Below are 13,579 nucleotides of genomic sequence, written 5' to 3' on the forward strand. Positions count from 1 at the left end.
ACCCGCTGCCCTCTTTAATAGTGAAAGCCATGGATTCAGATCAGAATTTGCGCCCGGGGTGGCGCACCCTCATCGGTGGAAAGCGCCGCGTGATCGCCTCGGCGGGGGCGATCGTCGGGATCGGCGTGGCGGGTGCCTTCGTCGCCGGCACGGGCCAGTCGCAACAGGGGCCTGCAGCACCTCCGCCTGTGCCGGTAAGCACGGTGCATGCCGAACAGCGCGATGTGCCGCATCTGGTCGAGGCTGTCGGCACGGTCGCATCGCTCCAGAATGTCGTGGTCCGCACGCAGGTGGACGGCATTCTGACGCAGCTTTTCTTCAGGGAAGGCGATAGCGTTCGGAAGGGCCAATTGCTGGCCACCATCGACGATCGCGCATTGCGCGCCGCTCTGGCGGCGGCCGAAGCCCAGCTTGCGCGTGACGCCGCCCAGCTCCGCATGGCCGAGCTTGATTTGTCGCGCTACCGCAATCTTTCCGAGCGCAACGCCATTTCCCGCCAGACGGTCGATCAGCAGACCGCTCAGGTCGATCAGCTCCGCGCGGCAGTGCAGCTCGACCGGGCCAATGTCGATACCGCGCGGGTGAACCTGTCCTATACGCGCATTGTCTCGCCCGTCGGCGGCCGGGTCGGCATCAGGCGCGTCGATGCGGGCAATCTGGTGCGTATGGGCGATGCCGACGGCCTCGTCTCGGTCGCGCAGGTCAACCCCATCTCGGTCGTCTTCCCGGTGCCGCAGGCCGCCCTTGCCCATCTTCAGGCAAGCGTGCGCAGCCCCGGCGGTGCCGCCGTGGAGGCGATGGACAGGGAAAGCGGGGCATCGCTGGGCAATGGCCGGATCGTCGCGTTCGACAATGCGATCGATACGGGCACCGGCACCGCACGCGTGCGGGCCCAGTTCGAAAATGGCGCGGAGCAGCTCTCGCCCGGAGCCTTCGTCTCGGTGCGGATGCGTACCGGGCTTACGCCGAACGCCATCGTGCTGCCGGCGGTTGCTGTCCGTCCGGGCCTTGAGGGACATTTCGTCTATCGCGTCCGCAATGGCGCCGCCGAGCGCGTTCCGGTCGAGCTCGGCTATGCGAATGATGAACTGGCGGTCGTCGCGCGCGGCATTGCCGCCGGTGATGTCATCGTCAGCGACGGCTATTCGCGCCTGACCTCGGGCAGCAAGGTTGCGATCGGCCCGTCTCAAGCACCGGCCAGCGCCGCTCCGGTCACGATGCGGATGGGTGCGCGATGAACCAGCACAGCTCCGTCGCCGCCGAAGCGGCGGTCAAGGGCGGCCTGTCGCCCTGGTTCATCCGGCGGCCGGTCGCGACCGTCCTTCTGACCATCGCCGCCGTCCTGCTTGGCATTTTCGCTTTCCCCAATCTGGCCGTGGCGCCGCTGCCGGAAGCGGATTTCCCGACGATCCAGGTGAGCGCCAGCCTGCCCGGCGCCAGCCCGGAGACGATGGCCTCGTCCGTCGCAACACCGCTGGAGGTTGCCTTCACGGGCATTCCCGGCATCACCGAGATGACCTCGACGAGCGCGCTCGGCCAAACCAGCATCACCATCCAGTTCACCCTCAGCCGCGATATCGATGCCGCCGCGCAGGAGGTGCAGGCCGCGATCAACAGCGTGGCCGGGCGGTTGCCGAGCGACCTTCCGAACCTGCCCACCTGGCGCAAGGTCAATCCGACCGATAGCCCCGTGCTGGTGCTGAGCGCAACGTCCGACGCCATGCCGCTCACCGAGCTCAGCGATCTGGTCGATACCCGGCTCGCGCGCGCGATCAGCCAGATAGACGGCGTCGCCCAGGTCAATATCGCCGGTCAGCAAAAGCCGTCGATCCGCGTCCGCGCGCAGCCCGATCGGCTCGCCGCCTATGGGCTCAGCATGGCCGATATCCGCCAGGCCGTGCAGCGCGCGAGCGTCAACCAGGCGAAGGGCGCGGTGTTCGGCCGGAACGCCGTTTCCACCTTCGAGGCCAATGACCAGCTCTTCACGCCCGACGCCTATCAGGATGTCGTCGTCGCCTGGCGGGGCGGGGCCCCCGTCCGCGTGCGCGACGTGGCCGAGGTCAGCATCGGCGCGGAAAACAGCTATGTCGGCGCCTTTCCAAACGGCAAACCGGGCCTCGGCATCATCATCCTGCGTCAGCCAGGCGCGAACATCGTCCGCATCGCCGACGCCATCCAGGCCGCGCTGTCTCGGCTCACCGCCTCGCTGCCCGCAAGCGTCGAAGTGTCGGTGCTCAACGACCGCACCCGCACCATTCGCTCCTCGCTGCATGAGGTGGAGCTGACGCTGGTCATCACGCTGCTGCTCGTCGTGCTGGTCATGGGCCTGTTCCTGAGGCAGGTGTCGGCCACGCTGATCGTCGCGGCGGTACTCGGCGTTTCCGTGGTCGCGACCTTCGCTGCGATGTATCTGCTGGGCTTCAGCCTCAACAATCTGACGCTCGTGGCGCTCGTCATCGCCATCGGCTTCGTCGTCGACGATGCGATCGTGGTCGTGGAGAATATCCACCGGCACCTCGAAATGGGCAAGAAGCCCGTCCAGGCGGCGATCGAAGGGGCACGGGAAATCGGCTTCACCGTGGTTTCGATCACTTTTTCGCTCATCGCGGCCTTCATCCCGCTGCTCTTCATGGGTGGCATCATCGGCCGGCTGTTCCGCGAATTTTCGATGACCGTCACGCTTTCGCTGCTGATCTCGGTCGTCGCCGCGCTCACGCTCGCGCCGACGCTATGCGCCCGATATATGAAGGCACCGGGCCATCGCGCCGATGACGGCAAGCCGGGCCTCGCCGACCGGCTGATCGACGGCTATGGCGCAGCGTTGCGCTGGACGCTCGCGCGGCAGAAGCTGATGCTGCTCGGCTTTCTCGCCACCATCGCCGCGGCCGTCGCGAGCTATGTCATGATCCCGAAAGGCTTTTTCCCGCTCCAGGACACGGCGTTCGTCGTCGGCCAGACGCTTGCTGCCGAGGATATTTCCTATGAGGAGATGCGCGCCAAGCATGAGGCCATTGCGGCGATCATCGCCAAGGACCCCGCCGTGCAGCAGTTCAACCAGGCGATCGGCACGACCGGCGGCAGCCAGTCGCTCGCCAATGGCCGGGTGTGGATCGTGCTCAAGGATCGTGGCGATCGCGATGTGTCGTCCGAAGGGCTGATCGCGCGCCTGCGTCCGCAACTGGCGAAGATCCCCGGCATCACCGTGTCGCTCCGTTCCGCGCAGGACATCAATATCGGCACCGGCGGCGGGGCAGGGCAATATTCCTATGTGGTCAAGTCCGCCGATACCGACGAGATGGCGCTGTGGGCCGATCGGATGACGCGGCGCATGACTTCGTCCCCGCTCTTCCGCGACGTGCGCAACGATGTGCAGCTCGGCGCCAGAATGCAGGCGATCACCATCGATCGCATCGCCGCCGCCCGCTACGGGCTCAGCGTCGATATGATTGACCAGGCGCTCTACGACAGTTTCGGCCAGCGCCAGATCAGCGAATATCAGACGCAGGCGAACCAGTATCGCGTGGTGCTCGAAGTCGATCCGAGACATTATGCCCGGGTCGGCAGTCTCGACACCATGTTCCTGCGCTCGCCGACGGGCGGCATGGTCCCGCTCTCGGCAGTCGCGCGGATCGAGCCGCAGCGCGCGGGACCTCTGTCGATCGCCCGCCATGGCCTGTCGCCCGCGGCGAACATCAGCTTCAACCTGCCCGCGGGCGTCGCGCTGGGCGATGCCATGGCGGAAATTGAGCGCATCCGCCAGGAAATCGGCGTGCCCGCGAGCGTCACCGGCGCTGCCCAGGGTTCGGCCCAGGCGTTCCAGGCCTCGCTCGCCACGCAGCCGCTCCTGATCCTCGCCGCGCTGATCGCGGTCTACATCATCCTGGGCGTTCTCTATGAAAGCTTCTCGACCCCGCTCACCATTCTTTCGACCCTGCCTTCGGCGGGCCTCGGCGCGGTGCTGATGCTCTGGCTCTACGGCCTCGATTTTTCGATCATGGCGCTGATCGGCGTCGTCCTGCTGATCGGCATCGTCAAGAAGAACGGCATATTGATGGTCGATTTCGCGCTCGATGCGCAGCGCAATCGCGGGCTTTCCGCCGAGGAGGCGATTTATGAGGCGGCGGTCACGCGCTTCCGGCCGATCATGATGACGACGATCGCAGCATTGCTTGCCGCCATCCCGCTGATGCTTGCCTTCGGCACCGGCGCGGAGCTGCGCCAGCCGCTCGGCGTCGCCGTCGTCGGCGGGCTGCTCATCAGCCAGGTGCTGACCCTGTTCTCGACGCCTGTCGTCTATCTTGCGCTTGATCGCCTGTTCCGCCGCCGCACGCCGCGCCGGGAACCGCGTCTCAAGCGCGTCATGGAAGGAGCCGGCGCATGAAGAGCGCATGGCCGTTCCTGGCCTCCCTACCGTTTCTCGCCGGTTGCGTGCATTCGCCCGCAACACCGCCCACTCCCAGCAACATTCCCCTCGGCTGGGAGGCTTCCCCCCCTGTTGCGGCCGGCGAGATAACCGGCGCGTGGTGGAAGAGCTTTGCCGATCCGGTGCTCGACACGCTTATCGACGATGCGCAGCGTCGCAATGTCGATCTGCGTCTGGCGGCGGAGCGCATTCTTGAATCGCGTGCGCTCAGCCGCGCCACCACCGCCGGACTTTTTCCAGAGCTGAGCGCCCAGGCCGGTGCTACGGAGGCGCGCCGATTCTCCGGCCTAAATCGGGGCGATTCCGCATCGGTGTCGCTCGGCGCGATATGGGAACCCGATATCGGCGGCAGGCTTTCCGCCGCAGTCCGCGCGGCGCGCGCCGACGTCGCGGCCAGCGCCGCGGATGCGGAGGCGGTGCGCCTGCTGCTGCTGGACGAGGTTGCGCGTGCCTATATCGACTATCGGTTACAGCGGGCATTGGTGGTGCTGACCGCACAGACCGTCACGGCGCAGGAAGATACGTTGCGGATCACCCGCGATCGGTTCGAATTCGGCACGGCAAGCGATCTCGACGTCCAGCGCGCCGCCTCGCTGGTGGCGCAGACCCGGTCGCAAAGCGCGGTCGCGGTCGAGGCGGCCGATGCCGCCCGCTTCCGCCTCGCCTATCTGCTCGCGACCACGCCCGAAGATATCGCTTCGCGTCTTGCGGGCAGGGACGGCATTCCGGCCGCCGATCCGCTCCATGTGCTATTGTCTCCAACCGAGATGCTCGAACGGCGCCCCGACGTGAGGGCTGCATCAGCACGCTATGCCGCCGCCGGCGCCCAGCGCGACGGTGCGGCGGCGGCGCGGCTGCCTTCGCTTACCCTATCGGGCCTGGTCGGGCTCGACGCCAACGGCATCGGCAGCCTGCTCGACGGCGGCACCAGCATCGCCTCGGTCGCTGTCGGCCTGGTTGCGCCGATCGTCGATTTCGGTCGGCGCAGGGCGAATTATGATGCTGCCGACTCCCGTCTGCGCCAATCGGGGCTGGAATATGAGCAAGTCGTCAGGACCGCGCTTCAGGAAACCCAGACGGCGATCGTCTCCTATCTGCAGGGGCAGGTGCGCGAGCGCGAGCTCGCCCGCGCGGCCGAGGCGGCGCGCCGGGCCGCCGAGCTTTCCCGGCTGCAATTTCGCGAAGGGACATTGTCGCAGCTCGACATTCTCGATGCGGCGCGCACCGTCTATCAGGCGGAGCGGGATCATGTGCAGGCAATGGCGGATGTGTCGTCGCGGCTCGTTTCGCTGTATCGCCTGATGGGAATCGCACCCGAGGCGCCCATGATCGCCTCGCGGGCCGAGGGAGGGAATGGCGCTCTGCCGTGAAGATCCTGATCGTCGAGGATGAGGATAAAACCGTGGCCTATCTCCGTCGTGGGCTCGCGGAGCAGGGCTATTCGGTCGATTATGCCGGCAATGGCGAGGATGGGCTGCACCTCGCCCTCACCGGCGACTATGATGCGATCGTGCTCGATATCATGCTGCCCAGGCTGGACGGCATTTCGCTGCTGCAATCGCTGCGCAGTTCGCGCGACACGCCGGTCATCATGCTCACGGCGCGCGACAAGGTCGATGATCGGCTGCGCGGCCTCGGTGCCGGCGCGGACGATTATCTCGTCAAGCCCTTTTCCTTTCTCGAGCTGCTCGCGCGCATGCAGGCGATCCTCCGCCGCGGGCGCTCGCAGGAGGCGACGCAGATACAGGTGGCCGATCTCCATATCGATCTCGTCGCCCGGCGCGCGACGCGTCGGGGGCGCCGCCTGAACCTGACCGCCAAGGAATTTTCGCTGCTCGCGGCGCTCGCCCGGCGCCGGTCGCAGATCGTTTCCAAGACGGCGATCACCGAGCTCGTCTGGGACATAAATTTCGACACCAATACCAATGTCGTCGAAGTGGCGATCAAGCGGCTGCGCGCCAAGCTCGATGGGCCGGGCGAGGCGAAGCTGCTCCATACGGTGCGCGGCATGGGCTATGTGCTGGAATTGCGCGACGGGGTGGGGGAATGAGGGCACAATCCATCGCGGGCCGGCTGGCGATCATGTTCGGGCTGGCAGCCGCACTTGTCTCCACCATCGCCGGAATCGCCCTCTATGCTCTCCAGGCCACGGAGCTGCGCCGTCACAAGATGGAGGAGCTGGCAGGCCGCTTCATCATCGTCGAGCGGATGGCGCAGCATAATGGGGATGCGGCCAAATGGTCCCGCTTCACCGAGAAGCTGAACGACTTCACGCCGCCCGACAATAGTTTGCGCTTCATCGTCGAAAGCCCGGATCCGCGCTTCCGTTTCAGCGGCGACTTTCTGGCGCGCGCGAGCATGACCGGGCCGCGCCAGGGCTTCGGCCGGGCCGAGATGGATGGACGTCCTTATCTGACGTTGTCGAAGCTGGTGCCGCCGCTGGACGAACGGCCGCAGGTCCGGCTCATCATCGCGATCGGCCGGAGCGATGTCGACAGAGCGCAATGGGTGCTCGCACTGGGCATATTGATCGTGTCCATTCTTGCGATCCTTGCCGTCGCCGGGCTCGGCTGGTGGATCGCGCGGCGTGGCCTGGCGCCGGTCGACCGGCTGTCCGATCATGCCCGGCGGCTGGGTGGCGGCGATCTGTCGCTGCGGCTGCCGACCGCCACGCTTCCGTCCGAGCTCGGGGGCCTCGTCCTGGCGCTCAACGAGGCGCTGGATCGGTTGCAGCAATCCTATGTGCAGCTTTCCACCTTCAACGCGGATGTCGCGCATGAATTGCGGACGCCGCTCGCCAATCTGATCGGCGAGACGCAGGTGGCGCTTTCGCGCGACCGCTCGGCCGGCGAGTTCGAGGCGGTCCTCCAATCCAATCTCGAGGAACTCGAGCGGCTGCGCAGCATCATCAACGACATGCTCTTCCTCGCGCGCGCGGATCAGGGCGATCTGGCCGCCAATCTGGCGGAAGTGTCGCTCGCCGCCGAAACGCGCAAGAGCGCCGATTTCATGGAGATGCTGTTCGAGGAAGCGGGCACGACGCTGCTTATACAAGGGGATGCGCGCGCGCGGGTGGAACGCGCGCTCTATGGGCTGGCGATCACCAATCTGCTCGACAATGCGGTTCGGCATGGCGATGCGGGCGGCACCGTCATCGTCGCTATCGAGGACAGGGCCGGCGATGTGGCGATCGGCGTCCGGAGCCCCGGCGCGCCCATCGATCCGGATCAGTTCGACCGCATCTTCGATCGCTTCTATCGGATCGATCCGGTGCGGCCCAACAGCAAGGACAGCCATGGCCTGGGCCTGGCGATCGTCAAGGCCATCGCCCAGATGCATGGCGGCTCCGTCTTCGCGCGGAGCCAGGGCGGCGAGATATTGGTAGGGCTGACGATCGCGAAAGGACTGGATCCGGCCGTTCCCGGCCTAGAGAGAGGCAGGCAGGGCCGAAGCGATCAGATGGTCGCGGACATGGACGACGCGCGGATGACGTAGGGCACCCTTGTTCCACGTCAGATAGAGCAGATTTTCCGGGCCGGGGCGCGCGGTGGAAAGCTCGACGAGCCTGCCCGAGGCAAGATGGTCGGCGGCGAGATAGTCGGGCAGCACCGACCATCCCGCACCCACCGCCACGGCATTGGCGATAAGCCTCAGACTGATGGAACGACACCGCCGCACGTCCGCGCGACGGTGTCATCCATAGGCTACGCTACGCTACATTAGTGAAGGAACGATCCGGGCTCAGGCCTGGACGAGTTCCTTTTCGACCCATTCGATCACCGAGCCACGCTGTGGCGCCCAGCCGAGTTCCTTGCGCGCCTTGTCGGCCCGCACGCGGCTGTTCGATCCGAGCGCGAACACCGCAAGCTCGCGGCCCCACTTCGCGACCGCCGCCTCGGCCGGCCAGGATTCCGCCGGGCCAAGGCCCAGCGCCTTGCCGATCGCGCGGACGAGATCGCCGAACGCCGCCTCGCCATTCTCGACATAATAGAAGCTGCCGGCCGGGGCCTTTTCCAGCGCCAGCACATAGAGATCGGCCATGTCCGCGATATGGACGTTGGACCAGATGTTGAGGCCGCGGCCGATATAGCGAGGCACGCCGCTTTCCTTCGCCTGCGCGACCAGCGGCGGGATCTGCACGCTCGCAGCCGGCGCCCCCAGCGTGTGGCCGTAGATCAGGCTGTTGCACAGCACGATGGTGCGCACGCCCGGCGCCGCATCGACGATCAGCTTGTTGAGCGCGACGCGATGCTCCTTGTCCGGCTCCGGCTTCACGGGCGTGTCCTCGGTGAAGGTGGCGTCGGACGGCTCGCCCATCGCCTCGTCGCCGACAAGGCTGGTGCCGCTGGTGTGGATGAAGGGCTTGCCCGATCCGGCAAGGCCGGCGAGCAGCGCCTCGACCGCGCCCTGATGGTCGCTGTCGGCCGCATTGATGACGGAATCGGCCGCCTTCGCCTCGGCCGTCAGCAGGGCCGCATCGTCGAGCGTGCCGATCACGGGCACGATGCCCTTGGCACGGACGCCATCGGCCTTGCTCGCGGTGCGCACGAGGCCACGCACCTCATGCCCCTTGGCGGCGAGCAGGGCGGCGACCGAGCCGCCGATATAGCCGCTCGCGCCGGTTACGAAGATCTTCATGCTGCGGTCCTTTCTTGCGCATAGGTCGGATAGTCGGTGTAGCCCTTGGCGCCGCCGCCATAGTGGAGCGCGCGATCGGCCGGGGCGAGCGGCCAGCCGTTGCGGAGGCGCTCGACAAGATCGGGATTGGCGATGAAGGGCTCGCCGAACGCGGCGATGTCGATCAGCCCGTCGGCCAGATAGCGATCGGCCAGCTCGCGCGTCATGCCGCCCGCGAGGATCAGCACGCCCTTATAATGGGTGCGGAACTTGCCGAGAAAGTCAGCCGGGATCGCCGAGCTGCCGCGCGACTTCTGATCCATCAGGTGGACATAGGCGATCCCGCGCTCGGACAGCGCGTCGGCGATGAAGAGATAGGTCTCCTCGATCTCCGGATAATGGCCCATGTCGAACAGGCCGCCATAGGGCGAGAGGCGGATCGCGGTCCGCTTCGCGCCGATCCGTTCGATCACGGCATCGACGGCTTCGAGCAGGAAGCGCGTCCGGCCTTCCAGCGTGTCGCCGCGATATTCGTCGGTGCGGTCGTTGACGAGCGGATTCAGGAACTGCTCGATCAGATAGCCATTGGCGCCATGCAGCTCGATGCCGTCGAAGCCCGCCTCGATCGCATTGGCCGCGGCCTGGGCGAAATCCTCGATCACGCCGCGCACTTCCTCGGTGGAAAGCGCGCGCGGCTTCGAGACATCGACCGCGCCCGGCGTGCCATCGTCCTTCAGGCCCCAGGCCTGCGAATTGCGCGCGATCTGCGCGGTCGAGCTGACCGGCGCGATGCCATCCGGCTGGTTGGAGACATGGCTGACGCGCCCGACATGCCAGAGCTGCGTGAAGATCGTGCCGCCTTCCTCATGCACCGCATCCGTCACCTTGCGCCAACCGGCGACCTGATCGGCGCGATAGAGGCCGGGGATGAACAGGAAGCCCTCGGCGGTGGCCGAGATCGGCGTGCCTTCGGTGACGATCAGTCCCGCGCCAGCGCGCTGGCGATAATAAAGCGCGGTCAAGTCGTTGGGAACGCCGTCCGGATTGCGCGAGCGCGTCATCGGCGCCATCGCGATGCGGTTGGGAAGGATGCGGTCGCCGAGAGAGAATGGCTCGAAAAGCTTGCTCATATCCTTGGTCCTTTGAGTGAAGGGTGGTTCAGCGGTCCCACACGGGCGCAAGGCCGGGGGGACTCACGATCCGGCCATCGGGGCGGGCGAGCGCATGGATCGCCGCCATATCCTCGTCGCTGAGCGTGAAATCGAAGATGGCGAAATTCTCAGAGATGCGCTTCGGATTGGCCGTCTTGGACAGCGCGATCACGCCTTCCTGCTGGACGAGCCAGCGCAGCACCACCTGCGCGGCGCTCTTGCCATAGCGCGCGCCGATCGCCTGGATCGCGGGATCGGTAACGACCTTGCCGTCCGCCATGGCATAATAAGCGGTGAGCGAAAGCCCGGCCGCGCGCGCGGCTTCCAGTACGGCCGTCTGGTCGAGATAGGGCTGATATTCGACCTGGTTGGTGACGAGCGGTGCCTCGCTCAGCGCGATCGCTTCCGCCATCAGCTTCGTCGGCAGGTTGCTGACGCCGATATGGCGCGCCTTGCCGGCGGCCTTCACCGCATTCAGCGAGGCGATCTGATCGGCGAGCGGCACCTTGTCATTGGGCCAGTGCAGCAGCAGCAGATCGACATGATCCATGCGGAGCTTGTCGAGGCTTTCGTCGACCGATGCGGCGAACTTCTCCGCCGGATAATTGTCGATCCATATCTTGGTGGTGATGAAGAGATCGTCGCGCTTCGCACCGGCCTTCTCCAGCGCGCGGCCGAGATCGGCCTCATTCTCGTAGATCTGCGCCGTATCGAAATGGCGGAAGCCCGTTTCGAGCGCCAGCGGCACGATCTGCTCGACTTCCGCGCCAGACATGCGGAACACGCCGAAGCCGAGCGCGGGTATCGATGCCCCATGGGCAATCACATTGTGCATGATGCTGTCCTTTGGAATTGAAACTATGTCAGGCGGCCTGCACCACGGCTGGCGAGGGCGCATCGAGCGCGGGCAGGATCTCCGCCGCGAGCTCGTCCAGCACCTCGTCGACCGGGCGGACGGAGCGGCGCAGCAGCACCGCCATATGATCAACGCCGACGCGCCGCAGCGCCTCCAGATGATCGAGGAAGCGATTGCGGCCCATGCGCGCGCCGAAGCGGTGCGGGGTTGCAGCCTCATCCGGATCATCGGCAAGGTCGAGGTGAAAGGCGCTGATGAACGCGCCCTCCGAGCCGCGCGCCGCCCGCCATGCGGCCGCCTGCGCGGCCAGCCGCATAATGTCTCCCGGATAGACGAAGCGGCCGTCCATATTCTGCGCGATCCACGGCTCGCTCTGCTGCGCGCGGCCCGCCACCACCAGCGGGATGGTCGGCTGGGCGGGGCGGGGGAGCAGATCGAGCGTCGGTTCGCGCGTGCCGTCACCGATCGGCAGGCCGCCGGGCGTCCAGGCCGCGCGCATATAGGCGACCGCCTCGCGGAAGCGCTCGCCCCGGCTCTCGAAATCGAGGCCGAGCAGCGGATATTCGACGGGCCGGTCGCCGGACGCGACGCCCAGGATCAGCCGGCCGCCCGACAGCGCATCCGCCGAGGCCGCAGCCTTGGCGATCATCATCGGATGGCGGATCGGCAGCACCACCGCCGCCGTGCCGAGCGCCACGTTGCGCGTGATGCCCGCGAGGAAGCCGAGATGGGTGAAGACATCATAGACCGAGCCCGCATCGCCCATGCGTACGCTGTCGAACACCGGCACGTCGCGCATCCACACGGCTGCGAAGCCGCCCGCATCCACCTTGCGGACGAGCTCCGCATGGCGGGCGAGATCGGGAACGCCGCCCGGGCGTCCATCCGCCCGTCGCTTCGCTTCCCCGGCGGGAGACCAGTCATTGTCGAGCGGCAGCTCGATCCCTAATGTCAGTCGGCCGGGCTTGCGGATCCGGTCGAGCGCGGAGGATATAATAGCCATCTTCCTGTCCATCGATGGCGACATGGCGTCGCCTGTTGATCGGAACATGGATGCACGGCCGCCACTTGATAATCCGCTGGCAGTCCACATAATCTTTGATTGAATTTCATAAGTCAGGGGTTGGAATGGATAACCGCGCCGGCGAAATGCAGGTATTCGTGCGCGTCGTTGAGGCCGGAAGCTTCTCGGAAGCAGCCCGCCAGCTCCTTATGACGCCATCCACCGTCAGCAAGCTGATCGGCCGGATCGAGGAGCGACTGGGCGCGCGCCTGATCGAGCGTTCGACGCGGCGCCTGTCGCTTACCGACGAGGGGCGGATCTATTATGAGCGCAGCGGCGCGCTGCTCGCCGAACTCGACGATATCGAGCGGGAGCTCGCCCAGGGCGCGCGCCATGCGAGCGGAACCGTCCGGGTCAATGCATCGGTGGCGTTCGGCGCGCATGGCGTGGTGCCGCTGCTGCCGCTATTCTGGGAAGCGCATCCCAACATCATCGTCGACATTTCGCTGTCCGACGAGATTGTCGACCTCTATCTCGACCGGACGGATATCGCGTTCCGCGTGGGCGCCCTGACGGATTCCAACCTGGTGGCGCGCAAGATCGGCGTGGCCAGGCGCAAGATCGTCGCCGCGCCCGCCTATCTGGAAAAACACGGCACGCCGCGATCGTTCGAGGATCTTGACGATCATAATTGCCTCGGCTTCAACTTCCGGCGCTCGGCGCCCGTTTGGCCCGCGCGCCAGGGCGGTCGTATTGTCGATCGGATGGTGCGCGGCAGCCTGCTTGCCAATAATGGCGAGACGGTACGCCGGATGGCGATCGGTGGCGTCGGGTTGGCGCGGCTGGGAAATTTCCACATCGATGAGGATATCGCGGCGGGCCGGCTGGTCGAGGTGCTGGCCGACGATGCCTATAGCGATGTCGAGGACGTCCATGCGCTCTATCTGGGCGGCCAGCGCGTGCCGCAACGCGTGCGCGCCTTCCTCGATTTCATGGTGCCGCGCCTTCAGGCCTATATGGCGCACGACCGGTTTTCGGCCAGCGCCGCTCCGTCGCTCAGCCCCGCTCGATGAGGCTTTTCAGGTCGGTCAGGCCCTGGTCGTAGACCGTCTCGAGCTGGGTGGCGGCTTCCGCCTCGGTCACGCCGGCCGGCACGAAGCTGCTCGACCAGGTCACGCGCGACCGTCCGCTGTCGATCTCCTCGACCATCATGGCGCCGACATAGTCCGTCACCGGATCGGGCGCCTCGACATGGCTATAGCTGTAGCGTCGGGCGACCTCGTCGAAGCTCAGCAGGCGCTCGACGATCACCGATCCGTCGATGGCAACGAGCCGGCGGACGCGGCCGCCATCTTCGAGGCTGCTGTTCGTCAGCAGTTTCAACCACAGAGGCAGATTGTCGAAACCACCGACGACGGCCCAGACCCGTTCGGCCGGAGCTGCAATCTCTATGCTCCGGGATGCGCTGGCCATCATATTTCTCCTGTCAGAATAAGGTCCGGCCGGGCGGTCCGGGGGGATGGGCGGGA

The 13,579-nt window shown here is 66.3% G+C and carries 12 protein-coding genes; 6 read left to right on the plus strand and 6 right to left on the minus strand.

The window, feature by feature from the left end:
* The first annotated feature begins 89 nt into the window (after positions 1-89).
* The 5 genes from CLG96_RS18050 to CLG96_RS18070 are packed head-to-tail and all read left to right on the plus strand — an operon-like array spanning position 90 to position 7,918.
* Positions 90-1,238, plus strand: a complete 1,149-nt coding sequence (locus CLG96_RS18050; RefSeq protein WP_207796750.1) for an efflux RND transporter periplasmic adaptor subunit — start codon at positions 90-92, stop codon at positions 1,236-1,238.
* Positions 1,235-4,381 carry a multidrug efflux RND transporter permease subunit gene (locus CLG96_RS18055; RefSeq protein WP_107970175.1) on the plus strand — a complete coding sequence of 1,049 codons (3,147 nt, stop codon included), beginning with the start codon at positions 1,235-1,237 and terminating at the stop codon, positions 4,379-4,381. The genes CLG96_RS18050 and CLG96_RS18055 overlap by 4 nt, the downstream gene beginning before the upstream one ends.
* Complete coding sequence (locus CLG96_RS18060) at positions 4,378-5,793, plus strand: efflux transporter outer membrane subunit (protein WP_107970177.1); 1,416 nt, start codon at positions 4,378-4,380, stop codon at positions 5,791-5,793. The genes CLG96_RS18055 and CLG96_RS18060 overlap by 4 nt, the downstream gene beginning before the upstream one ends.
* The gene (locus CLG96_RS18065; RefSeq protein WP_107970179.1) at positions 5,790-6,473 is read left to right on the plus strand and encodes a heavy metal response regulator transcription factor; all 684 of its coding nucleotides are present in this window, start codon (positions 5,790-5,792) and stop codon (positions 6,471-6,473) included. The genes CLG96_RS18060 and CLG96_RS18065 overlap by 4 nt, the downstream gene beginning before the upstream one ends.
* Positions 6,470-7,918, plus strand: coding sequence for a heavy metal sensor histidine kinase (locus CLG96_RS18070; RefSeq protein WP_107970181.1), 1,449 nt, complete (start codon positions 6,470-6,472; stop codon positions 7,916-7,918). Before CLG96_RS18065 ends, CLG96_RS18070 begins: the two co-directional genes overlap by 4 nt.
* Here the strand turns inward: CLG96_RS18070 and CLG96_RS18075 are convergent.
* From CLG96_RS18075 to CLG96_RS18095, 5 genes are all read right to left on the minus strand, one after another.
* On the minus strand, positions 7,850-8,101 hold the full coding sequence (locus CLG96_RS18075; RefSeq protein ID WP_107970183.1) for a LysR substrate-binding domain-containing protein: 252 nt from the start codon (positions 8,099-8,101) through the stop codon (positions 7,850-7,852). The two genes, CLG96_RS18070 and CLG96_RS18075, sit on opposite strands and share 69 nt — an antisense overlap.
* 63 nt (positions 8,102-8,164) lie before the next feature.
* Positions 8,165-9,061 carry an NAD-dependent epimerase/dehydratase family protein gene (locus CLG96_RS18080; RefSeq protein ID WP_107970185.1) on the minus strand — a complete coding sequence of 299 codons (897 nt, stop codon included), beginning with the start codon at positions 9,059-9,061 and terminating at the stop codon, positions 8,165-8,167.
* Positions 9,058-10,170, minus strand: a complete 1,113-nt coding sequence (locus CLG96_RS18085; RefSeq protein WP_107970187.1) for an alkene reductase — start codon at positions 10,168-10,170, stop codon at positions 9,058-9,060. Before CLG96_RS18085 ends, CLG96_RS18080 begins: the two co-directional genes overlap by 4 nt.
* 28 nt (positions 10,171-10,198) lie before the next feature.
* Complete coding sequence (locus CLG96_RS18090; protein WP_107970189.1) at positions 10,199-11,026, minus strand: aldo/keto reductase; 828 nt, start codon at positions 11,024-11,026, stop codon at positions 10,199-10,201.
* A gap of 28 nt (positions 11,027-11,054) precedes the next feature.
* Complete coding sequence (locus CLG96_RS18095) at positions 11,055-12,050, minus strand: TIGR03571 family LLM class oxidoreductase (RefSeq protein WP_207796751.1); 996 nt, start codon at positions 12,048-12,050, stop codon at positions 11,055-11,057.
* 125 nt (positions 12,051-12,175) lie between these two features.
* Here CLG96_RS18095 and CLG96_RS18100 point away from each other — a divergent pair, with 125 nt between their 5' ends.
* Positions 12,176-13,123, plus strand: a complete 948-nt coding sequence (locus CLG96_RS18100) for a LysR family transcriptional regulator (RefSeq protein WP_107970193.1) — start codon at positions 12,176-12,178, stop codon at positions 13,121-13,123.
* Here CLG96_RS18100 and CLG96_RS18105 read toward each other — a convergent pair.
* Positions 13,107-13,526, minus strand: coding sequence for an SRPBCC family protein (locus CLG96_RS18105; RefSeq protein ID WP_243395857.1), 420 nt, complete (start codon positions 13,524-13,526; stop codon positions 13,107-13,109). The two genes, CLG96_RS18100 and CLG96_RS18105, sit on opposite strands and share 17 nt — an antisense overlap.
* Positions 13,527-13,579 lie beyond the last annotated feature (53 nt).

It is taken from the genome of Sphingomonas oleivorans (genome assembly GCF_003050615.1).
Classification (GTDB): Bacteria; Pseudomonadota; Alphaproteobacteria; order Sphingomonadales; family Sphingomonadaceae; genus Sphingomonas_H; species Sphingomonas_H oleivorans.